The sequence below is a fragment of the bacterium genome (genome assembly GCA_030652805.1).
Taxonomy (GTDB): Bacteria; JAHJDO01; JAHJDO01; order JAHJDO01; family JAHJDO01; genus JAHJDO01.
The window spans coordinates 1-24398 of the sequence record JAUSPT010000012.1 but is presented as its reverse complement, the minus strand read 5'-3'; the positions used below and the strand labels follow the sequence as shown (position 1 = coordinate 24398).

20 protein-coding genes are annotated in these 24398 nt (G+C 36.7%); 4 read left to right on the top strand and 16 right to left on the bottom strand.

Annotated elements, in window-relative coordinates; translation table 11 throughout:
* The first annotated feature begins 264 nt into the window (after positions 1-264).
* Positions 265-1524, top strand: coding sequence for a hypothetical protein (locus tag Q7J67_00730; protein MDO9463821.1), 1260 nt, complete (start codon positions 265-267; stop codon positions 1522-1524).
* Positions 1525-1573: 49 nt separating this feature from the next.
* Here the strand turns inward: Q7J67_00730 and murA are convergent, their stop codons facing one another.
* Positions 1574-2854, bottom strand: coding sequence for a UDP-N-acetylglucosamine 1-carboxyvinyltransferase (gene murA / locus Q7J67_00725; GenBank protein ID MDO9463820.1), 1281 nt, complete (start codon positions 2852-2854; stop codon positions 1574-1576).
* Between the two features lie 76 nt (positions 2855-2930).
* The gene (pabB, locus tag Q7J67_00720; protein ID MDO9463819.1) at positions 2931-4355 is read right to left on the bottom strand and encodes an aminodeoxychorismate synthase component I; all 1425 of its coding nucleotides are present in this window, start codon (positions 4353-4355) and stop codon (positions 2931-2933) included.
* Positions 4356-4433: 78 nt separating this feature from the next.
* On the opposite strand from pabB, the gene Q7J67_00715 reads away from it, so the two are divergent.
* A complete protein-coding gene (locus Q7J67_00715) occupies positions 4434-4730 on the top strand; it encodes a non-histone chromosomal MC1 family protein (protein ID MDO9463818.1) in 297 nt (98 codons plus the stop codon).
* A 62-nt stretch (positions 4731-4792) separates the two neighbouring features.
* On the opposite strand, the gene map is transcribed toward Q7J67_00715, so the two are convergent.
* The 7 genes from map to Q7J67_00680 are packed head-to-tail and all read right to left on the bottom strand — an operon-like array spanning position 4793 to position 12122.
* Positions 4793-5542, bottom strand: coding sequence for a type I methionyl aminopeptidase (gene map / locus Q7J67_00710; protein MDO9463817.1), 750 nt, complete (start codon positions 5540-5542; stop codon positions 4793-4795).
* Positions 5543-5544: 2 nt separating this feature from the next.
* Positions 5545-7074: an alpha-isopropylmalate synthase regulatory domain-containing protein gene (locus Q7J67_00705; protein ID MDO9463816.1), complete on the bottom strand. Its 1530-nt coding sequence runs from the start codon at positions 7072-7074 to the stop codon at positions 5545-5547.
* Between the two features lie 24 nt (positions 7075-7098).
* Positions 7099-8208, bottom strand: coding sequence for an AAA family ATPase (locus Q7J67_00700; GenBank protein ID MDO9463815.1), 1110 nt, complete (start codon positions 8206-8208; stop codon positions 7099-7101).
* Positions 8209-8214: 6 nt separating this feature from the next.
* Complete coding sequence (gene mtnP, locus Q7J67_00695; protein MDO9463814.1) at positions 8215-9072, bottom strand: S-methyl-5'-thioadenosine phosphorylase; 858 nt, start codon at positions 9070-9072, stop codon at positions 8215-8217.
* A gap of 51 nt (positions 9073-9123) precedes the next feature.
* Positions 9124-9876 carry a DUF3108 domain-containing protein gene (locus tag Q7J67_00690; protein MDO9463813.1) on the bottom strand — a complete coding sequence of 251 codons (753 nt, stop codon included), beginning with the start codon at positions 9874-9876 and terminating at the stop codon, positions 9124-9126.
* Position 9877: 1 nt separating this feature from the next.
* On the bottom strand, positions 9878-10987 hold the full coding sequence (locus tag Q7J67_00685; protein MDO9463812.1) for a glycosyltransferase family 4 protein: 1110 nt from the start codon (positions 10985-10987) through the stop codon (positions 9878-9880).
* Positions 10977-12122 carry a glycosyltransferase gene (locus Q7J67_00680; GenBank protein MDO9463811.1) on the bottom strand — a complete coding sequence of 382 codons (1146 nt, stop codon included), beginning with the start codon at positions 12120-12122 and terminating at the stop codon, positions 10977-10979. Before Q7J67_00680 ends, Q7J67_00685 begins: the two co-directional genes overlap by 11 nt.
* A gap of 127 nt (positions 12123-12249) precedes the next feature.
* Here Q7J67_00680 and Q7J67_00675 point away from each other — a divergent pair, with 127 nt between their 5' ends.
* A complete protein-coding gene (locus Q7J67_00675; GenBank protein MDO9463810.1) occupies positions 12250-13800 on the top strand; it encodes a GAF domain-containing protein in 1551 nt (516 codons plus the stop codon).
* On the opposite strand, the gene Q7J67_00670 is transcribed toward Q7J67_00675, so the two are convergent.
* The gene (locus tag Q7J67_00670; GenBank protein ID MDO9463809.1) at positions 13795-14325 is read right to left on the bottom strand and encodes a nitroreductase family protein; all 531 of its coding nucleotides are present in this window, start codon (positions 14323-14325) and stop codon (positions 13795-13797) included. The two genes, Q7J67_00675 and Q7J67_00670, sit on opposite strands and share 6 nt — an antisense overlap.
* A gap of 84 nt (positions 14326-14409) precedes the next feature.
* Here Q7J67_00670 and Q7J67_00665 point away from each other — a divergent pair, with 84 nt between their 5' ends.
* Entirely contained in the window at positions 14410-17634 is a 3225-nt protein-coding gene (locus tag Q7J67_00665; GenBank protein MDO9463808.1) for a hypothetical protein, read from the top strand.
* A 5-nt stretch (positions 17635-17639) separates the two neighbouring features.
* On the opposite strand, the gene Q7J67_00660 is transcribed toward Q7J67_00665, so the two are convergent.
* From Q7J67_00660 to Q7J67_00635, 6 genes are all read right to left on the bottom strand, one after another.
* Positions 17640-18446 carry an FKBP-type peptidyl-prolyl cis-trans isomerase gene (locus Q7J67_00660; GenBank protein ID MDO9463807.1) on the bottom strand — a complete coding sequence of 269 codons (807 nt, stop codon included), beginning with the start codon at positions 18444-18446 and terminating at the stop codon, positions 17640-17642.
* A gap of 295 nt (positions 18447-18741) precedes the next feature.
* A complete protein-coding gene (locus Q7J67_00655; protein MDO9463806.1) occupies positions 18742-20943 on the bottom strand; it encodes a DEAD/DEAH box helicase family protein in 2202 nt (733 codons plus the stop codon).
* On the bottom strand, positions 20940-22628 hold the full coding sequence (locus Q7J67_00650; GenBank protein ID MDO9463805.1) for a DNA methyltransferase: 1689 nt from the start codon (positions 22626-22628) through the stop codon (positions 20940-20942). Before Q7J67_00650 ends, Q7J67_00655 begins: the two co-directional genes overlap by 4 nt.
* The gene (locus tag Q7J67_00645) at positions 22625-22909 is read right to left on the bottom strand and encodes a hypothetical protein (protein MDO9463804.1); all 285 of its coding nucleotides are present in this window, start codon (positions 22907-22909) and stop codon (positions 22625-22627) included. The genes Q7J67_00650 and Q7J67_00645 overlap by 4 nt, the downstream gene beginning before the upstream one ends.
* Positions 22910-23106: 197 nt before the next feature.
* A complete protein-coding gene (locus Q7J67_00640) occupies positions 23107-23799 on the bottom strand; it encodes a GSU2403 family nucleotidyltransferase fold protein (protein ID MDO9463803.1) in 693 nt (230 codons plus the stop codon).
* Positions 23780-24100 carry a hypothetical protein gene (locus Q7J67_00635; GenBank protein ID MDO9463802.1) on the bottom strand — a complete coding sequence of 107 codons (321 nt, stop codon included), beginning with the start codon at positions 24098-24100 and terminating at the stop codon, positions 23780-23782. Before Q7J67_00635 ends, Q7J67_00640 begins: the two co-directional genes overlap by 20 nt.
* Positions 24101-24398: the final 298 nt, after the last annotated feature.

The following is a 24398-nucleotide window of genomic DNA, read 5'->3' as shown; positions in this document are numbered from 1 at the left end:
TGTCAGTTAAAATTTAAAAGTGCACAGTTTTTAAGCGATTTAAGTTTTAAAAGTGCACACCTAAAAAGCCCCCAAGAATGGGGGTTTGGGGGTTGAAAAGAAGAGATATATAAAATACAGCAGTATTGTGGTAACTGTGGTCAACCTGCAAGGTTGTCCAAGCGATGTGGGTAACTCGGAGAGTTATCCACAGAACGGCAGTTTCCACAATTATTAAAGATAGTTATGATTTAAACTCTGCGTTAAAAAGGGAGGGTTTAAATCATGGCGCAGCTTCACAAAAGATTTACAGACAATCAAGTCAAAGAGCTTATTGGGCGTTATCTAAAAGGGGATATCAAAAGAAGCTATCTTCAAGAAATTCTGGATATCAAAAGAAGACGCTTTTGTGACTTGGTTAAGCAGTATCGCGAGAATTCCGATGGCTTTTCCATTCAGTACCACAGGAAGAAAAATCCCAGAGCTATTGACCCTGCAATCGAAAAGAATATCCTTAAAGAGTTAACTTTTGAGGAAGAACTCATTAAGGATAAAGACACCACTATTAAATCATACAACTACAGCTTTATTAAAAACCAGCTTGCAACTAAAGAAAAACAAATAGTTTCTCTGCCCACAATCATCAGCCGGGCTAAAAAACACGGTTTTTATCTTAAAAGGATCAAACATAAGGCTCATGATCGAGAAGTCTTAACCAATTACGCAGGAGAACTTATCCAACATGATTCCTCTTACCATAAATGGTCGCCCTATGCTCAAGAAAAGTGGTATTTAATCACATCCATTGATGACTTCAGCCGGTATATGTTATACGCTGGTCTAATCAGAAAAGAGACTACTTTGGCTCATATTATGGCTATTCAAGACTTATTTCTAAAATACGGTTTCCCTCTTTCTATTTATGCTGATTCTCATTCAATATTCCGATTTGTGCAGGGTAGAGATTCTATTTGGCGCAAACATTACAAACTCACTGATGAAGTAGACACCCAGTGGAAACAGGTTCTTAATGATTGTAATGTCAAATATATTCCCGCCCTATCTCCTCAGGCAAAAGGCAAGGTTGAGCGTCCTTACCGATGGATACAGGATCATTTAGTCAGAATATGCGCAAGAGAAAATATAGTTGATATCCAAGGCGCTAAAAGAATATTATTTCAAGAAGTTGGGCAGTATAACTATCACCGTATTCATTCAACTACAGGCGAAGTGCCTTATTTTAGATTTCAAAGAGCCTTAAAAGAGAAAAAGTCGTTATTTAGACCGTTTGTTATCAAGCCGCCTTTTCAATCTGTAAAGGATATCTTCTGTTTAAGAATGGATAGAACCGTTAACCCTTACAGGAAAATTTCTATTAACAACATCTTATTGAAAATTAGCGATGCTCCTATTGGAAGTAAGGTTAATCTGCGTATTTATCCTGATGAGAAAACTGGCATATCTGAAATCAGGTGCTGGTATGACAATAGGCTTGTTGGTGTTCAAACAGCTAAAAATGAAGACCTAAATATTGTGCACTTTTAAACTTTAAACTGTGCACTTTTAAATTTTATCTAACACAGCTAAATTATTATCAAACCCTCACAATATCCGCACCCAAGGAACACAGCCTTTGGTCTATTCTTTCATATCCCCTGTCTATCTGCCTGATATTATGTATTGTGCTTTTCCCCTTTGCGCATAGGGCTGCTATAAGGAGTGCCATTCCAGCTCTAATATCAGGACTTACAATCTCACATCCGTGTAAATCTGAAGGGCCCACAATTACTGCTCTGTGAGGATCACACAAAACAATCTTTGCTCCCATATTAATCAATTCATCAACAAAGTAGAGACGGCTTTCAAACATCTTTTCAAATATTAAAACTGTGCCTTCTGACTGAGTGGCGATAACAAGTGCTATACTTACAAGATCTGCTGGAAATCCAGGCCATGGACTATCATCTATCTTAGGTATTGCGCCACCAACATCCGTAACAACTTTCATCTTTTTCTGAACAGGAACAAAAATATCCCTTTTATCTATCTCTAAACTTATTCCAAGTTTTTCAAGGACCAAGAAAATAATTCTCATATGTTCTACAGGCGCATTTTTTATTAATAATTCACTATGTGTAGCCGCAGCAAGCCCTATAAAGCTACCTGTTTCAATGTGGTCTGAGGATATTAAATACTCTCCGCCACATAGCTGCTTTACTCCTTCTATTGTTAAGATGTTGCTGCCTATACCGGATATTTTTGCGCCAAGAGAATTAAGGAACTTACACAAACCCTGCACATGAGGCTCTGAAGCTGCGTTAACTATAGTAGTCTTCCCCTTGGCAAACGCAGCTGCCATTATTGTATTTTCCGTTGCCATAACACTTGCCTCATCCAGAAAAATATCAGCGCCGTGAAAACCAGTTCCGATTTCTAACTTATAGTCATTTCCAACACTAACAGAAGTACCTAATGCCTCCAGAGCAAGTAGATGTGTGTCAATTCTGCGCCGCCCTATTCTATCTCCTCCGGGCTTTGGTAATTTTACCTTGCCACATCTTACCAGAATAGGCGCTGCAAACAGGAATGAACCTCTTATCCGAGAACATAGCTCAGAATTTAACTCCATCTTTTTTATAGATAATGCCTTAATTAAATACTCATGCTCTCCTACTCTTTTTACATCTACTCCAATATCACGCATAATCTCAACCATGTCCCGAACATCACAAATATCCGGTACATTCTTGAGCCTGACGGCCTCCTCCGTCAGAAGAGATGCTGCCAGTATTGCTAACGCCTCATTCTTATTTCCGGCAGGAGAGATTTCCCCTTTTAGCTGTTTTCCCCCCTGTATAATCAGCCTTTCCCGCATATCTTTTTCCTCTCATTTTTGTTGCCCGCTAATTCTATCACAAGGGATTTCCTTATGCCAGCCAATTTGAAAGATTTTATTTCAAGGGGTTTGCAACCCCTAAAGCACTAAAGAGAGCTTTTGCCTTATCCAATGTTTCCTGATATTCTTCCTCAGGCACAGAATCAGCAACAATCCCTCCTCCTACCTGAAAACGAATTTCATTCTTTTTAGCAACTAATGTACGAATCAGTATATTCAAATCCATTTCACCGGAAAAGCTTAAATATCCAAGAGACCCTGTATATATTCCTCTTCTTGTTGGCTCAAGCTCCTCAATTATCTCCATAGCCCTGATCTTTGGCGCACCGGTAATAGACCCTCCTGGAAAACATGCCCTTAACAGGTCAATCCTGTCCTTTCCCTTACTTAACAGACCTCGAACAGTAGATGTTGTCTGAAAGACTGTAGAATATTTTTCAATATCTCTTCTGCTTTCCAGATATACGGATCCATATTCACATACTTTTCCTATATCATTTCTCTCAAGATCAACAATCATTATAAGCTCTGCCTTGTCCTTTTCGCTCTTCAACAAATCATTCTTCAATCTCTCATCCTTTTTCTTTGTTTTTCCTCTTGGTCTGGTTCCTTTCATTGGCCTTGTTCTGACAACGCCATCCCTTAAACTAAGGAATCTCTCAGGAGAGGCACTTATAATGGATTCTTCTCCAAAATTCAGGAACCCTTCAAAAGGCGCAGGATTTATTTTGGTAAGACGCTTATATAACTCAAAACTGTCCATACATAAATCAAAGATGAATCGCTGAGATAAATTCACCTGATATATATCACCTGCAGCAATATACTCCTTTATCCTATTTACAGTGCCTAGATAAGAAGCTTTTGTGAAATTGGAAAGAATATCTCTTTCATTAATAATAGAAGGAGAAACGATGGAATTATTGAGCTTTTTGCCTTTTAATGCCCTTAACCTGCCTAAAACTAGTTTTAATCTTTCTTCTGCTCTATTCTCTCCTTTAAGACCTTTCTCAGGAAAGCCTGTTGATACTACATAAAACTTGTTTTGGCTATAACTATACGCAATTACCAAATCGTAAAAAGCTAGACAGCAATCAGGAATACCACTATCATTCTTAGCTTTATTGGGTATTTTCTCCAGTGTTCTTCCAAAATCGTACGAGAAATACCCCACACATCCTCCACAAAAAGGCACTGGGAAAATATTATTTTCAATTTGATAATCAGACAATATTCTTTTTATAACTTCTAATACATCTGCGTTTTTCAATACATCTGACGAGTCTCTATATGTAATCTTAACATCTGATCCCTCTGCCATTACCAACAGGAAAGGATCTCCTCCTATAAAAGCGTATTCACCTAGCCCATATTCATGCGTTCCGCTATCCAGAATAAACGAATAAGCAGACGTCTTAAATATCTCATATACTTGAATGGGAGATAAGTCTAACTTTATTTCTTCAATTAAGGGAATCATTTTTTGTTTGCATTCTCCAATAGCTTTGCGCTATAATGTTATAAACTAATAAGCCAACTAAAACAAGGAGGGAAAAGGATGGCAACAGCAAAGCTCTACTCAGTAAGAATAGGCAAGAAAGAGGATCACGTCTTTAAAGGGAAAGGCGCAAGACAGGCTGCTCTAAAAGCTGCTTCCAGAGGTCTGAAGGATGCTGACGGTCTCATTAAATTAAGAGAGCACAGCAAGAAAAAAGACGGCAAATGGAGAATACACATATTTAAAGGTTCCGTAAAGAAAATTGCTAAACCTGCTAATGCACCTGCTTGGATGCCAAGTACAATAAACAAGCCAGTTGTAAAAAAACTTCGTGTGGAAAAGTTAGACAAAATATAATAAAAATACTTCTTGAAGAGAAAATAGTCAGCCTGCTGTTAACTGAACAGCAGGCTTTTCTATTAGGAAAGAGTAAGGATTTCCGTAGTGTTATCAGTAATGGCTACAACATGTTCAAACTGTGCAGACAAACTGCCATCGGAGCTGACAGCTGTCCACCCATCTGATAACACCTTTGTTTGATATGACCCTACATTAATCATAGGCTCGATAGCTATAACCAGCCCTTTTTTGAGAGTAAATCCTGTACCTGATTTGCCAAAGTGTTGCACTTGCGGGTCTTCATGTGCACTAGATCCTATACCATGACCAACAAAATCTCTTACAACTGAAAAACCCTGTTGTTCAACATATGTCTGAATAGCATTACCAATATCACCTAATCTATTGTTTTCTACTGCTTCAGTAATACCAATATCTAAGGCCTCTTCTGTAACCTTAATAAGATTCTGTGCAAGAGAAGATATCTCTCCCACAGGATAGGTAATTGCTTTATCTCCATAATAACCATTCTTACAAACTCCAACATCTATAGTTATTATATCGCCTTCTCTCAAAATCTCATCTTTTCTTGGTATTCCATGAACTACTACATTATTAACAGAAGCACATATGCTGTTTGGATATCCTCTAAATCCCAAAAAAGATGGAACTGCATCAAAACTTCTAATATAGTCTTCAGCCAATCTGTCTAAATAAAGAGTAGAAATACCAGGTTTAATATGTTCGGAAATATAATTCAAGGTTTGTGCAGTTAATTGACAGCTTAATCTTATAAGTTTTATTTCTTCCGCTGATTTGTAATAAACCACAGCTATTTTTCTCGCGCAATAATGTTCAGCATCCTTTCAGATGCTTTAATAGCTGCTATAATCTGATCAGAATCAACACCAATAGTTTTAAAAACCTTGTCTTTAGCAGACCATATTATCAATGTTTCAACTAAAGCACTTGTTTTCCCTCCGGGAGGAATTCTAACTTCATAATCAATTAATTCCGGCATAGAAAGCTTTATTCTGCTGCATGCTTTTTTTAACGCATTCATAAAAGCATCGTATCCCCCATTACCAGACGCAGACTCTTTTATCTTCTGCTCCCCATATTGGAGAACAAATGACGCTGTCGGCAAGATCCCCTTTCCGCTTGTCACAATACAATCTGTAATTTGAACTAGATTCCCTTCTCCTATTTCAAGCACATCAGCAATTATAAAAGGCAGATCTTCTATTGTGATTGATTTCTTTTTATCACCAAGCTGGATTATCTCCTGTAAAACTTTTTTCTTGTTTTCTTCAGTAAGCTCTATTCCCAATTCAGTCAAATTTTGATCTAACGAAGCCTTCCCGCTCAGTTTACCAAGAGCATATGTCCTTTTCCTGCCAAATCTTTCAGGCAAAAGCGGATTTGCATATAAATTTGCCTTCTTATCTCCATCGGCATGAATTCCACTGGTTTGCGTAAAAACATCCTGACCAACAATCGGTGTATTTGCAGCAACTCTCTTGCCTGAAAAAGTCTCTACTAATTTACTGGCAGAAATAATCTTTCTTTCAACAACATGTGTCTTGCATTCTGTATTATCATGAATATTAGCTGTAATTTCACCCAAAGAAGCATTGCCAGTACGTTCGCCCAAACAATTAACGGTAACATGAATTGCTCCAACCCCTGCCTCAATTGCATACAGGCTATTTGCAGTGGCAAGACCATAATCATTATGCGCATGAAAGTCAAATCCCATGTCTGGAAACGAGCTCACCATATCCTTAACATAGGTATATGTTGTATGAGGTGTAAGAATTCCAAGAGTATCAGGCAGCATTATTCTATTAACACTCATATTGCATAGCGCTTTCGTAATTTCCATAACATAATCCTTAGAATCTCTGTAACCATTAGACCAGTCTTCTAAGTAAATATTTACAGTAAGTCCTTTCTCTTTTGCATAATCTATTGTTTCTCTTATTTCACTGATATGTGTTTTTATATCTTTGCGCAATTGAAATTTCAGGTGCTTTTCTGATCCTTTAGTTAATAGATTCATTACGTTAGCACCTGTTGAGAATATCCAATCAACAGATGCTCTATGATCAACAAATCCCAATACTTCGACCTTGCTTAGGAACCCCCTCAGTTTTGCCCACTGCATGATACTTGTAACAGATTCCTTCTCTCCCTGAGACACTCTGGCAGACGCAACTTCTATTCTGTCTATCCCTACCTCATTAAGTAACATTTTGGCAATATTCAACTTCTCACTGCGAGAAAAGGAAACACCCTGAGTTTGTTCTCCATCCCTTAATGTTGTATCAAGTATTTCAATAATTCTTTTTGTCTTTTCCATATTAAAGCTCTCCTGTTTTCTCTATTAATTATCTCTATTTAATCTCTCAAATAATCTTCTAACATCCACATACTCTTCAACAAGGCTTTTGGCAGTTCTTATTTTCTCCATATCCGTCTCAGCTATCTTAACTACAAGGTCATGTATCAATGATGCAACTCCGTAAGTATCTATATCCACAGCCAGAACAGGTATGGTTGTCTTTTGTATGAGATTCATTACGGACTGGTGAATCTGCATCTTGCCTGTTAATATTATTCCTGATATCCTGTGCTTCTTCTCTGTTCCAATAACTGAAGAACTCATGGCAGCAAGCACAATATCCTCTCTATCCGCAGGTGTAATTAACAGCACCCTTTCACCAAAAAAGCCCAATGCATTATGTGGAGTCATTGCTCCTACTACAATCTTTTCAATTTGATTATCAAGAGATTCCCTGCCATTTACAAGCTTTGAAGGAATGCTTTCCATAACCTGTTTTATACTTGGCCATGTAAGACGTTTTGTATATGGTATAGCTCCAAACAGTTCAATCCCCTTCTTTGCTAATCCTCTCTTTATGTAATCCTTAATTTTATCCATTTTATCAGGTATAACTTTATTAATTACAACACCTACTAATTCTACCCCCTCTTTTTCAAACAGTGCCTTATTTAAAACAATCTCATCTATTGGACGGCCAATCCCGCCTACTGTTATCATCAGAACCTTTGCGCCCAGCAATTTTGCAACAGACCCATTTCCCAGATCAAAAACAGACCCGACACCAGCATGTCCTGTTCCCTCAATCACTACCATATCCTTACCTTTTGAAATCTCCCTATAAGCTTCCGTAATAATATCCGTTAAAACTTGTTTTTTTCCATGATCTATATACTCCTCAGTAAAACCCCTTTCAACAGCTATTGGACTTATATGTCGTAATTCTCCGTCACAATTACAGCAACTTTTTATCAGCACAGCATCCTCATCAACTTTATATCCTTCAACCTCTACATATCGTTGACCAACAGGTTTCATAAATCCAATATTCTTGACATACTGTTTAAATGCCATCATAAGACCAAGACTTACTAATGTTTTTCCGTCATTTTGTCTTGTGGCTGCAATAAATAATTTCTTTTCTTTAGCCATAATATTCTATAGATATTTTCCTGCTATAACACTAAGCTTGTCCTTTGCTTGTTGAGAAATAATACTTCTGTCTGTTATGATTGCAGTAGCCAGCGCATTAGCGCACTCGCACTTTCTCTCAGAGGAAATCTCTTTAACAGCTGCTTTTATAATCTTCTTTGCATTCTCTGCGTTTTTATTAAGATTTGCAATTATAGTCTCCACACTTACTATTTCTTCTGTCTCATGCCAACAATCGTAATCAGTAACCATTGCCATTGTCCCGTAGCAGATCTCTGCTTCTCTAGCCAGTTTTGCTTCCATCAAATTCGTCATTCCAATAACATCAAAGCCCATTTTTCTATAAAAGAAAGATTCTGCTTTTGTAGAAAATGCAGGCCCTTCCATATTCAAGTATGTTCCTCCATTATAAACTCTTAACCCAAATTTCTTCACTGTTTCGTATAGCATCTTGCTCAAATCAGGGCAAACAGGATTAGCAAAACTAATATGAGCAACTACTCCGTCTCCAAAAAAGCTGCATTTGCGAGCCTGATTTGTTCTATCAAAGAACTGGTCAGGAATAACAATATCCAGAGGATGAATATTATCTTTAAGGCTGCCAACAGCACCAACAGAAATAATCCATTCCACACCAAGCTTTTTCATGCCATAGATATTGGCACAATAGTTTATTTCAGAAGGTGAGAGACTATGCCCTCTCCCATGCCTCGGAAGAAATACCACCTCTTTCCCAGAAAGAGTACCCGTAATATACTTATCAGAAGGCTTCCCAAACGGAGTATTTATCTCAAGCTCCCTTACATTTTTGAGTCCTTCCATATCATAGAGCCCGCTGCCACCAATAATACCTATCTTTGCCATATTTAACCCTTTTGTAATTGACCGGCATTATGTCATATGCGAACCACCCAATCAAGGCAATTCAGAATTGACAAGTTCCACAACTATGCTACCGAACGTTATCTTCATCTGTACCCTGACAGGAATTCTTCTCTCATCATCTGTAAGCCAGACTTTTATTTTGCTGTCCTCTACCTTGAGCACTCCTTCAAGATTCAGCCCTTCAAGAACAGGCTCTATGAGTATTGTTTCATAGGTGTTTTTTTCTATCTTGATTGTCTCTTTTTTCAGAACGTTCACTTTTAATCTATGATCTTTTCTATTGTCATAGGCATTAAGGCTTACAGTTTCTCCTACAACTAGTTCCTGAGCTCTTATATAGTATAAACATGCAAAAGGGTCCTTTGCTTCGGGAAGAATCTCTATAGTTTTTTCATTCACATATGCCTCATGTTTTTCCTGATCAAAACGAGTTGTTTCCTTCTTCTTATAAAATCCTTCCCTGAAATCCTTAATACATTTCAAAGAGTATTGTTTTTCTTTATCTATATAGGATTCCATGCTGTCTCTTATTTTACATATAATAGAAACCAGTCCTATTGAATCTCCTCTTGCTTTAATATGCAAAACTTCCCTACCGTCAATGTCCAATATCTCAGCTAATTCCAAGCTTCCGGATCCAGCCTTTATTCCGAGCCAACTAATTTTATACTCAAACTTCTCCCCTTCAACAAAAACCGGCTGAGCATTGCCAATTACGGAACACGCAATAATTAGCGTAGATAAGAAAATAATGCACAGAAACTTATAACAAAAAAATTTCATTTTATGCCTTTCTAAGCAACTCCTTATACACCACTTCTATTCTGTTCATCATACCTCTAATTAAAAACTTCTCTCTTACAACTTTTAATCCTTCTTTTCCCATATCTTCTCTCTTTTTTTTATTATTTATCAGTTCTAACAAGCCATTAGCAAGCTCTTCAGCATCTCCCGGGGAAACTAGAATGCCTGTCTTATCATGACTTACAATCTCAGGAACTCCCCCTACATTAGAGGCAACAACTGGTTTTGCATGTGCCATTGCTTCAATTGCCGATCTTCCAAAAGATTCCTTTAAAGTTGGAAATGCCAGTATATCTATTGCTGACATTACATTTGCAATATCATTTCTGAAACCGGTAAAAATGACATTTCCCTTTAAATTCAACTTACTTATCAATGCTTCACAAAGCCCTTGATCTCTTTCTCTGCGAACTTCACCAGCAATAAGAAACTTAACATTTTTGTTTTTCTTCAAAATAATTGATGCTGCCTTCAGAAATACATCATGTCCTTTCAGTTTGCTTATCTGTCCAACAATACCAATAACCATGTCATCCATGGAGATACCCAGTTCCTCTCTTAGATCTCCAGTAACTTTAAATTTATCTATATCAATACTGTTATTAATAACCAGCAACTTCCTGTTTTTATTGTTTATGTCTTCAAATGGCTTTGCAGCTGCATTTGAAACTGCAATTACTCTATCAGCATGCTTTAACAAATATTTACCTATCTTATCAGGTTGAATAATATCTCTTATGTGTGAAATTACAGGTATTTTTCTAAACCTGCATGCTAGAATTCCGTACGGAGCATCGCTATGAGAGTTACTGTGCACAAGGGAGATTCTCTCTTTTCTTATCAATTTGGCAAGACACATAACAGTGTGAGGAATCCATGGAAAATATTTCCCCTTTCTCCACAACCTCATTTTTGCAATTCTATATGGAATTTTTATTTCATCCAGTTTTTCTGTCAAAGGACCTTTGGATGAACACACAACAATCGGGGAAAAAGTCTTCTTATCTAAATGAGTCAGTATGTCAAGAAGACTTCTCCGTGCACCCCATAGATTAACGCTGCTGCTTAGATAAAGTATTTTATGCAACATCTGGTATGTGCTTTCTTATTAGATCTTCAAAAAGATATTCTGTTCTTTTAATGAATACAGGCGCATCAAACTGCTTCTGCACCCATTCTCTACCTGCATTTCCCATTCTTCTAGCATTATCCTTATTCGTCAATAAATCAATTACTGCCTTAGCAATGGCCTTTTCATCTTTAGTAGGAACAAGTATGCCTGTCTTATCATTAATTACAACTTCAGGCGTGCCTCCCACGTTTGTTGCTACTACAGGAACTCCACAAGCCTGTGCCTCAATAATAGAGCGCGGCAGGCCTTCGTAATAAGACGTCAAAACAAAGATATCAAGAATATGCAGGATTTCAGGAACATCTTGTCTCTGCCCTGCAAAAATTATTTTATCTGCAATTCCAAGACCCTTAGCCAGGGTTTTAAGTTTTTCAGCCATATATCCGTCTCCCACAATTAAGAACTTCAATTTTTTGGGGAACTTCTGAAGTATTAAAGAAGCTGCTTTAATGAGATAAGGATATCCTTTAAGTTCCACAAGTCTTCCCACAGTGCCTACAACACAGCAGTTTTCATCAATTCCAAATTCCCTTTTTTTCTCCTGTTTGTTAACACTTAGGTTTAATCTTGACAGATCTGATGCATTATAGATTAAGCTTATTCTATCCTCCTCTAAATTCAACTCTTTCTGAGTGTGATATTTAACTTCCTTTGATAATGCAATTATCCTTTTTGGAACATGTTTCAATAAAAAATTATACTGCCATACTGACGTTCCCCTCTTTTCCTCTCCAAACCTGTCTGTATTCATTAATGTATGTATTGTAGTAACAACTATAGGAACTCCCCCCAACCATCCTGCAACACAGCCCCTTCTATCTGCAAGCATATTATGAGTATGAATAATATGAATCTTATATCTTTTTATTATGCCTAAAAGCTTAAGAATAGAACCTGGATTATGTCTAAGCTCTACAGGAATTACTTCAAATCCCTGTTCTTTATAATACGGAACTATTGAGCCTGGACGTGTTACTACGATAATTCTGTATTTGGTCTTATCTAATCCAGCACAAAGAATTCTTGTATGCTCCTGTGAACCCCCTGTTGCATCTTTGGAACTTATTATCTGAAGAATGTTTATCTGTTTCATAATAATTTATCTGAACTGCAATTATGTCTATTATAGTCTTATCTAATAAAAAATTGTAGAAAAATGTTGGATTTTGGTGTAAAATACGGAGTAGATACCGTTTCATTGCAATATTTAGGAGGGCTGTGTGAAGAGAACTCTGGAGCAGGAGAGAATAAAAGATGTGTTGAAAGAAACAATCAGGAACCTGAACGCTGAAAGAGGGTCTCTGATGTTGGTTGATAATGCTACAGATGAGCTGTATATTCAGGTTTCCTGTTCCACAAACCCCGAAACTAAACTCAAAGATGATGTATTAAGAACTACAAGAGTCAAGATAGGAAAAGGAATTTCAGGAATTGTCGCAAAAACCCAGAAGCCGCTTATTATAAATGATATAAGAGATGTCTTGGAGAAGCACCCTGATCTCAAATTAAAAACGAATCCTAAAAAATACAAGACTTCTCTTATTGTCCCTGTAATAGATAATGGCAGGACAATTGCTGTAATCAATATAATTAACAAATTAGATAACAAGAAATTTTCTGAGGATGACTTGCATCTTGCCACAATGCTTGCCCGATACTGCCGAACTAGTCTGAAACTTAAAGAGAAAAATGAACAGCTAATTCATATCAACGAAATAATACGGGAAATTAATAAGACCAATATTCTAAGTGAGATATATGAGCTGGTAGTAAGAAAAGGCGCAGAAATCCTAAAATGTAAAAATGCATCTATCATGTTAGTAGAACAAAAAGAGAATAAAGATCCAATTCTAGCTGTAAAAGAAAGTACGGACAAGTCGATAGTAGGACGTGGAAGAAAGCTCGGTGAGGGGGTATCCGGCTGGGTATGGAAAACAGGAGAACCTGTATTAATCAAAAGCATTGGGAAAGGAGAAAAGGATAGTAGATTTGAGATTATGAACAAGCCCGGTTCTTTTATTGTTGTACCTCTAAATCTTAAATATAAATCACAATATGCTCTTAATGTAACTCTGAGAGGGCAATCAACAATAGGCGTGCTCAATTTTACAGACAAATTTAATAACAGCTCATTTACTTTTGAGGAGCTTGATTTAATAATAAACTACGCAAATCTTGTTGCCATTGCTTTGGAAAAAGCACACTTTTACAGGGATGCTAAACAGGCATATTTAACGACTGTACAATCTCTAAGTACGGCGATTGAATCTAAAGATACTTACACGTGTGGACATTCTGAGAATGTTGCAAAGTATGCAGTTATTATAGCCAAAGAACTTAAAATGGATAGTAAAGACATTGAAAATATTAATCTTGCAGCTGCTCTGCACGACATAGGCAAAATCGGCGTCAGCGATGTCATTCTCACAAAACCTGCTAAATTAACACGTGAAGAATATAAAGAAATAAAAAAACATGTTACTTATTCAGAATCGATACTATCCCACTCTCCTTTCCTTGATGATGTTCGGTATATAATCCGTCATCATCACGAACGGCTCGATGGCATCGGCTATCCTGATGGCTTAAAAGGACAAAAAATTCCTCTGGGTTCAAGAATACTTGCTGTTGCAGATTCATACGACGCAATGACATCAAAAAGACCATATAGAGATGCTATGCCAAAAGAGAAAGCAATATCAGAATTAAAAAAATGTTCGGGGAGTCAATTCGATCCTGACATAGTGGAAGCTTTTATAAGAACGTTATAAATATTTCTCGTACAGGACAATTTCGCTGAGTGGCTTCCGTTGCGTATGCCTGCCAGGCTTGAATTCTTTTCCTGAGGGATATCCTAAAGGAGTTAATCCTATGACCTCAACATTAGAAGGAATATTTAATATTGCTTTTACCTGAGCCTCATCAAAGGCTCCAATCCAGCAAGTACCCAACCCTTCCTCTGCTGCCTGGAGCATGAGATGGTCAAAAACAATACTAATGTCAATCCCTTCACTTGTGCGAGCTCCGCCGATCTTCTGATAGCTCTCCTCTGGAAACGCACAGCCAACTATTATTATTGGCGCTTCTGCTATAAATGTCTGTCTTTTAGACGCTTCAACTAGTTTTGCCTTAGTTGACTTATCAGTCACCAGGATAAGCTTAAAGGGCTGTTTATTTGCAGCAGTGGGAGCTAATCTTGCTGCTTCTAAAATACGATCAAGAACCTGTTCTGGAATTCCCTTATCCAGATATCCTCGTACACTACGTCTTTTCTTTATTGCTTTCAATATATCCATAACCATAAAATTTATTATACCCTCAATTTATAATGGATTCAAATTCAAACTGGTGGTAGAATTTAGTATAGGAGGAAATTAAGATTGGACAATATTCACACAGCTGCTAATTTTATAGAACTAGAATCCAGAATAAACAAGTTAAGATTATTCTGGAAATGTATCAGATTGCTTGAGGGAATTACCGTCTTCCTTTTTTCAATTCTAATATCAATAATAACTGTTTTAGGTTTGGACAATCTAATCCATTTTTCCCCCGGCATGCGTCTAGTTTGCCTTATTGCTTTCTGGACAGGAGCCATTACCTGCTTCGTAGTATTTGTCATAAAACCAATGATAAAATATTTCAACATTGACCAGGTTGCAGTACATATAGAAAAAGCATATCCTTATATTAACAACCGGCTCATAAACGCCATCCAATTGGGAAGGAAACTAGATTCTCACACAGCTGCCTTTACTGATGCACTCATAACAGATAGTTTGAAAACCACACAGATGTTAAGCCTGAAAAAAGCTGTAAATAAAAGGAAGTTATGTATATTTGCCTATCTTTTAGCAGGGTCTGTTCTTTTAACTATTCTCTACTATGTGGCATTTCCTAGATATTTCAAGAATTCTTCCGCAAGATTGATATATCCTCTCAGAGATATCCCCCCAATTACATTAACTACATTAAATATAATGCCGGGGAATTGTACTGTGTTTATTGGCGATGATGTTATCGTCATTACTTCTATTAAAGGAGTAATGCCCTATGGAGCAGAAATCATATACAAATATGAGAATGAGAGAAAATATTCACGTATACAAATGAATTTTAAAAACGACTCTTTCTTATACGAATTAAAAAACATAACTCAACCTGTAAAGTACAGAATTATTGCTGGTGATGGAAAGAGCGCTTTATATAGGATAGAAGTAAAAGAAAGACCTCAGGTTAAAAAGGTAAAGCTTACTTACAGGTATCCTGGATACACAAATCTTCCTATTAAAACAGTAGAGTCTGCTAATGGTCATATAGAGGCACTGATAGGAACTAGAGTGGATACGCAATTCCATTTCAATAAACCGCTGAAAACCCTGGAAGTTAAACTAAATAAAAAGAGAATTAGTTTCTCTATGATCAAGCCTGAAATCGCACAGGGAGAAATTCCTGTATTGAATGATGGAATCTATACTGTCTATTACACTGACGTGCATGGATGCAGAAATCTGACTCCTGATAAGTATAGGATTAAGGCAATTAAGGATCTATCTCCACTTGTCAAAATTACCTCTCCAGCAAAAAATCTCCAGTTAAGCAAAAAAGATTCTATGTCTATAACCAGTAAATCAGTTGATGACTATGGCATAAAAACAATAATATTAAAATGCACAAAAGATGCAAAGGACGAATACACGGATTCGCCCCTACGAGATGTAACCAGAGAATATGACATACCGAAAAAGGAAATATTATCCAGTTTTAAGATTGATTTAAATAAAATGGATATAAAAACAGGAGATATTCTAACTTATTATGTTGAAGCAGTTGACAATACACTTCCAACAGTACACAGGGCAATTTCAAAAAAATATAACATAGAAATTGTAGACAAAAAACAAAACTCGGATAAGGATAAAAAAATAAAGGATATAATCGCAAAACTAAAGGGAATTATTTCTGAACAGATAGAAAATAAAAAAAGTCTAATCATATTAAACTCAGGAGAACGCAACAAAGCGAATATTGATGAAATATTGGGCAAACAGGTTCATATTCGAGCAAAAACCATTGAGATTATTTCTTCTATAGACGAGACACATCCTGTTTATAAATACAAAGACCGCTTAGACTATACATCTGCAGTTCTAATGGTAAAAGCTATTAAAGGTCTGGATTCCGCAAAAAACTCTACTTCTCCTGCAAAATTCAAACTTTATATCCATGAAACTGAATTAACACAAGAAGAAATAATACTAGTGCTTAAAGGTATATTATACCGTATTGAACAATTATCTCAGAATCAGGAGACAGTGATTGCAGAAAAACCTGAAGAGGATACTGAAAAAGCACATCCCGTTCTTAAAAAGCTTGATGAAAATCTTTCAAAATTTCTTGAAGACCAGCAGGAAATTATAAAACAAACATCTGAACTTGCAAAAATAGGTTCTGAGGGGCTTTCAGAACAAGAAAAAGAGCAATTAAAAAAGCTTTCTATGCTTGAAAGCGAGTGGGGTAAGATATTTAAAAAAGCTGCGGATGATCTTTCGCGCCTGCCAGACGTGGATTTCCCTGCTTCAACATTAATTGAACAGACCAATCAACTCTTTAGCGATGTTGAAAAGATTGCCGATAACCTTGTTCCTAACACAATAGAAATCGCTGTTCCTATTGAAGACGCAGGCCTACTATTAGCAAAACAATTAAAACAGGACCTTGAAATCTGGCTGCCCGATAAGCCTGATAGAGTAAAATGGAATATGGAACAACCCATTGGAGACTATGAAGTTCCTATGGCAGATTTACCTGATGAACTTGAAGATATGATTGGAGAACTTATTGAACAGGAGGAAGATTTGATTGATGAAGCTCAAAATATTACAAGTGCATGGGCTGATTCTATGGGCGAAGCTGGGTGGGAGGTTCAAGACGGGCCAATAAGTAATTTCAGCGCAAAGGGTAAAACTGGAAATGTTCTTCCGGATAGCTCTGAAATAACAGGAAGAAGCGGAGAAGGCAGAAGTGGTAAAACTTCAGGAGAACTTGTTCAAAGCAAAGTTATGGGACTTGGAGGCAGAAAAACACCAGCTCGTCTTACTTCTGACCCTTTTCAAAAAGGTATTATTCCAGAAGAAAAGGCAACAGAGACAGGTGGCGCGACTGGTGGAGGAAAGATAAGCGGCGCAGGTGGAGAAGGTCTGCCAGGCACACCGCCGCCTGAGGTAGAATTAAAATTAAGAATGCTGCACGACAAACAGCTTCAGGTTCTGAGCAGAGCAAAAAATATTGCGAAAGGACTGGATAGACTCAACTATCCATCAGATATGTTGAATGAAAGTATCAATTCAATGCAGGACGTATGTGAAAACATCAAAAATTACCAGGCTCGAAGGCTCCTTCGGACACAGCAGATTATATTAACCAAGCTCAAGGATGCACAAACATCCGTTGTGTATACAAACAATGCACGCCGCGATAGATCAATAGGCGTGCCAAAGGATTTACGAAAGAAACTAACAACCGTCAAAGACGAGGAATACATCCCCAAATACAACAAACTCCTCAAAGCTTATTATGAAAAACTTTCAAACCCTGATATGTAACAGACTTATTTTTCAGACTTTATTTCAGGTTCGGGCGTTTTTTCAATTGACAATAATTCTACTTCAAAGATAAGCGTAGCATTCGGGCCGATCTGCGGTCCGGCAGCTCGTTCGCCATACGCAAGATCCGATGGAATGAAAAGCTGATACTTGCTTCCTACATTCATGAGCTGAAGCGCTTCAGTCCAACCAGGAATAACCCGATTCGCTGGAAAAGTAACAGGTTCGCCCCTCTTATATGAACTGTCAAATTCCGTGCCGTCGATCAGTGTCCCTTTGTAGTGAACCTTAACCTGATCAGTTGCCTTAGGTTTCTCGCCTTCTCCCTTACTCAATACTATATACTGTAATCCGCTCTTGGTTGTAACAACATCCTTCTTTTCCTTGTTCTCTGCCAGAAATGCTTCTCCTAGTTTTTTGTTTTCTTTGCCCAGCACTTCCATTTTCTTCTTTTGCTCCTCCATAATCTTCATTTGCTTCTCCTGCATCTTTTTAGAGAAAGCCGTTAATTCCTTCATTATCTCTTCCTGGGTAAGCAGAAGTTTTTTGTCATTAAAACTATCTTCTATGCCCTGAACCGCAACAGAGAAATCAATATCCTCCTTTATCTCCTTCAGGCTGGTTCCGAGCTGCAGACCAATAGAATAGCTCAGCTTCTCACGAGCAGTCTTTAGCCCGTTAACGTTACTCACTTCTTCCTTAATTACACCCTCATCCTTAGGTACTACAGCCGCTTCTTCCTTTTTTACATCACATGCCTGAGACGCCAGCAACAACCCTACTCCAATCAACATTACCAAAACTCTTTTCATCAAAATCTCCTTTTATTAGTTATTATTAATGCTGGATTATATCTGCAAATAATTTTTAGTGCAAGCAATAATATTTCAAAATCCCCTCTTGCCTGTCCTCTCCGTCGCAATCGCCTGCTTGAACTCACCCTGCCCCTCTCTCTCCCTCAACCGCTTGCTTTAGCTGGCGGTTATTGTAGGGGCACAATATCTTGTGCCCAATCTCGTTTGTCATTCTGCGAATTGATTGGGGGGGATCCGAGTGGTTAAAGGTTTGACATTGTTCTTTTAAAGGTCGCTGTCCTCTTTTCCTCCTTCAAAGAGATAAAATTCCCCAGTAAGGGGCTTGGCTTTCTGAAATAGCACCACCATAGCTCTCAGAATCGTTATACCTGCAACTTCCATCTTTAAATGTCACAATTCCACCCCAAAGCTTACTTTTTTGCTTTTTATTTTGCTCCTTGATATATTGCGCCAATGCTTCTGCTCTCTCCTTTGCCAATTCTGCAGTGAATCCCTTTTTAGTATCAAATAAACCTATTCGCCCATCCTTCATCATCACTATAAAATCCACATAGAAACCTCTCTTGATACCGTCTTTATCTTTATATGAGACAGCAAAATACTTTATTTCCCCCTGGCCATTCCTAAACCACCATTTAACTTTATCAGAGTTCTCCATTAACTCGATAAAATTTTCTTCTGGCTCACTTAATTGCGCAACATAGAACGGCTTCATAATTGATTTATTTTTTTCTTGCTTCTTATACCTACTATTGTAACTAACCAATTGTGGTACTTCCCATTCCTCTACCTGCTGCACTTCGCGCGTTTCACTTAGTTTCTCAATTACGTCCGTCCTAAACCTCTCTTTTGCCAGATTTATAATATCATTAAAAGACTGATAGTTCTTCTTGCTTAAAACAATCATTTGGGCTTTTGGGTCATATTTATCAATTTTGTATTTCTGCTTAATGAATAAGTAAATTGCCGTCTTCATTCTATCGCTTGAATCAACGGGAGCGTAAGGAGAGCAAGCTTGCGCTATAAACCTGTCAAACCTATCTGATAACTCCTTCTCATTTAATTTAATATCTATTGTTCCTTTGTGTTCTATTTCGCCAGCTTTATCAACATCCACAATCCTTCCATCAGTTATAACTGGATTAATGATACGCGATGGCTCGGCATCAATTTCATCGTCTAATTTATATTCTTCTGCGACCCCAAAGAATATGTTAACAAACTTTCCAGAAAGCCTCGTCCTCTCTCTTTGCCGCTTCAGGTAAATCGAAGGAATAGAAACGTCGCTATATAATTTATTATCTCTCTTTCCTTCGTATATCGTGATGTAATCCTTTACATAATCTTCTGTAATCTCTATGTTCGGCAGGTTAGTAAAAACAAATCCTTTATTTAGTTCTGATTCATTATAATATTTTAATTCAGGCATCCGCATTATCCTGCCTATTGTCTGAATGGTGAAAGTAAAACTCTTTGATTCTCTAAAAATCACCAAGATACAAGCTCTCGGACAATCCCACCCTAATGCTATTGCTTGTTTAAATATCAGCACTTCAACTTTGTTATCATTTTTTTCTATATTAGCGAGAGCATCTGAATGTTGTTCAGAAATCCAAATAGCTAATCTTTCATTCTTTTCTGTAATGCCAAATTTCTCTTCTAGAATATTAATAACACTTCTTTTCTTATCATCCATCCCTTCTCTTTTATCCGGAAGCTGGATAAGAACGAGAGGATTAATATTAGTATTTTCATCTTTTAATTTTAACTGCAACGATTTCCGTTTTAATAAAGCAGACTCTATGACTAATTCGTCTGCGCTCTTATTTCCAATCTTCTTCTTACTAAATTCCGGATTAACAGAAATCTCCGATTTAATCATCTCTTCAGCCTTAACGTCTGCCAAATGCACTCTTTCTATCTCAGAAATATTCTCTGTTAAATGAGGCGTAGCTGAAATCTCTAGGGTAACCTTCGGAGAAATAACTTCTATCAATTCCCTTGATTTCTCTGATTTGGCCGTATGATGGCTTTCGTCTATAATCAACATAATGTCTCTGCCTTCTTCTTTGGTATTCTGAATGATGCTATTTAAATTGTTATCCTGTTCATTTTCTCTCACATAAATATTGATGTCTTTTTTGTTTATGCTGTGCCAGTTTATGAAAAGAATCTCATTCTCGCCTATTTTCCTGTCTTCTAAATCCTCAAAATACGAACATTGGATTAACCTGTCATCTTCGTAATACTTTTCTAACTTTTCTTTGCTTTGTTCGTGCAACATTCTTACTGAAATCCACACAAAAGAAAATGCCTTATCACTCTTTCTGTCTCTTGCAAGCTTTTTAAGCATTTCCGAAACCATAAGAGTTTTACCAGAACCTGTCGGGGCCTGAAATATTACAACTTCATTCTCAGGAGTCATCAATACTTTTTCAACTTTAGCGTGAAGACTTTTTATCGCCTGCCCTTGATAATCTCGTAACTCTATCATTTGAATATCCTCTTATATACATTTAATATGACTGCCGGAATCGGTTTTAATTGCACCATGTCAGCCATATCCTCAAATTCTTCCTCTCTTGCGCTTTCATCAAGAGAAAATACGTAAACGACAAACTTCTCTTTCATCTTCTTTGCTTCTTTCTTAAAACCCTCTATTCCTTTATCATCATATATAATGCCTAGATATTTATTCTGACTATTCTTAAATATTCTGAAATCCTCACCTTTTTTGACTTCATCAAAACAGTCTTCTTTCAAACAAAGCATTTCTGTTGATTTATCTACTAGTCTTTTTTTGTTCTTATCTGTAGGGTTTGCATCTACAAAGGCTGTTTTGAAGTATTTGAGATTCCCTGCTAGGCCCTTAATTCTTTTGCTACTGATTCTTCCAATATATCCATTAATTACGTTTTTTATTCTTGGGTAACATATATCTTCAGCTATTTTATTTTCGTTATTTGTACAAAGAATAAATTTTCTTTTACCCCCATCGTCTTTATTCATCTCAAGAATCGCATGACCTGTAGTTCCAGAACCAGCAAAGAAATCAAGGATAATCGCTTCATTGTTATTTTTTGATGCGGCATCTATACTGTCTATAACTGCATAAATAGATTTTGGATAAGAAAATGCATTTCTTTCAACGATTTGGTTTAATAGCTGAGTTCCATGATTATTTGAAGAGTATCTGCTATCATTCCAGACAGTCTTGTAGTTAAATCTATTTTTAATCCTGACTATATCCCATACCTTACGTTTATTAATATATTTTGCTTTGAGTTCATCTTTAACGCCTTTTACGGTTTGTCTTGCAAATCTCCATTTTCTTTCAACGTCTTGAGGATCAACCGGATAAACTTCAATTACTCCATTGTTTTTAATAATATTAACTTTACCTGGATGAAAATCATTCCTACAGACATCACCAAATCCAATAATTTCTCCATTTTTAACGTAGATTGGATAAAAACAATTTGCAGCTGCAGTCCTTAAAGAATCATCCCCTGTTACATCTCTAAAATTTCTAATATCGGCTTCATTTTCATTTCTTATTTGATGACCGATATATCTACCGCCTTTAGAGAAAACAAAATATGCATATTCATGACAATACGAAAAATTATCTCCTTGTATCCCCGCAGGATTATGAACAATAGTCACGCATACTATGTTTTTCCCTGGGAAAATCTCTTGCAAAAGCAGACCAAGAGCTTCCTGTTCATTGTGGTCAATAGTGCAAATGAACACTCCATTTTTCTTGAGTAATTTTTTTGCAAGTCTCAACCTCTTGTCCATAAAGGAAAGCCATTTGCTATGCCTCCATTGATCGTTGCTATCCACATAATGATTATTATACTTCCAATCTTTAGCCCCTGTATTATACGGTGGATCAATATATATCACGTCAATTTTGCCTTTATGCGTGTAGTTCAGAACAGACAGGGCATGATAATTATCGCCCTCTATCAAAATATTTACTGGTTTTTCGCTATCTGTTTTAATTTCTTTTTTAACTTCTTCCTCAAGAATCGGTAATTTTTCCTTACATAATGTAGCTACTTCTTCAAGCTTATCTTCCCATACTACACCGTATTTTTTGCGTTTTTCGAGCTTAATAACCTCACGAATAAGCTCTTCTTTGCTCCAATTATCGTAATTTCGCTTTTTTGTCATAACTTTTCTTCTTCTTTCCAGTTAAGCATATTGAATCCGAGCTCATGAATTCTCGCCTTAGCATTCGCAACAATCTGGTCGAGATTCGAGCCGACGATTTTTTCTAAATCATGATATTTCATGTAAGAAATCGGATCGGAGCCCCTGTGCTGCCGAGGCAAATAATTCTCGATTCTGGTTAGTTCCGCACAAAGAGATTTGTCATCTGGATTTTCGAGAATCTCTAACTTGAATCCATTATTATCGTTTGTAAGACAGAAAAACTCCTTAATCTTACTCATCTTCGCCTTTCCTTTGTGATCTGATGTCCTCATATTATTTAATTAATCCTTATTTTTTTATTATACTCCCCCATCCCAAAATCATAAAGAAAAAAGGGAAAACGACAAAGAGATTGCCACGTCGCTACGCTCCTCGCAATGACACAAAAAAAGGGCGGAGGCAAGCCCCGCCCCTACAATATAAAAATCGGAGAATGTCAAAAAGATTTCAGTATTTCTAAAATACTTTCTTCCGCTTGCTCTTCCAATCCATTTATAATCTTCTTCTGCCATTTTTTAGGCACAAAATCAAAAACTTCCCTGATTATGTTTGCTTCGTCCTTATTAATTAAAAACTTTAATATTTTAACCGCAGTGTCCCTATCTTTTATAGCCTTTTCTTCTCTAACTCTACGTTGGAAAATTATCAATTTATGTAAGGCAAAGTTGGCAGGATGTGGCAATGTTAAATAAAAGTCTTCCACTTTAGCTTTAATTGTGTTGCTTGAAAGAAAACTCAAAAATCTTAAAGCAACTGCGTTAATTCCTAATTTTGGCAATGGATGAGGTTTATCCGTGCCTTTGCCTTTTTCTGGAACCAAAAATTCGAGTATTAAATCCGGGTGATCAAGTTTGATATAACCTCTACTGCCTTTAAAAGTTGTAACAAACCCTAAATCTTTGAGGAGTTCTGGTATGTCAATATATTTCTTTATTCTATTGGGATTATCTATTAGAAAATCGATATCTCTTGTTTTCATAGTTGTTTGGTCTATGTATGGGATGCCAGAAAAATAATCCTTGTAAAAATATACACACCAACTACCAATAAGAATGAAATTGTCTAAAATACCATTTCTGTGAAATCTTCTTAAAATCTCAAAACATAATTCAGACTGCTTCTTTTCCACGTAATGAGCTCCTTAAAAATTTAATTTGTTTTTTTATTCTAGATAAAGAATTCCTATATTTAGCTCTTAGTATTTTTGCTTCGTCGTATTTCTTTTTTTCTTCTTCAGAAATTTTGCCTTTGTAGATATATTTTACTTTTTCATCTATTCTTTTTACTAAATAATAATACTCGTGACCGTGTATTTCCCTTTTTGCAAGACATCCTTTAGGCAATCTTATTAAGGACTCCTCATATTCCTTTTTCATCCTGAGAGAATTTTCCAGCTCTTCCGCTAATACCCCTTTAATAACTCCTCTCATAAACACTCCTATTTACCTAACAAACGATACTACAATATAACTTGTTGGGTAACATGTCAATAAAACAATTTACCCAACAAACATAATTATTAGAGCATTTGTTGGGTAGCAAATTAATCCATAAAGAAAAAAGGGAGAACGACAAAGGGGGACTTTATATGTAATACCAAAATGATAATGTCCCTTTCTAGCAAATTAAAAATGTCCCCTTTGAGGGGTTACAATGTTCTCCAGAAGGAAGGAGGAGGACATTATGGAGAGAAAGGGCGTTATCACAATGACTGCGAAGGAATTAAGA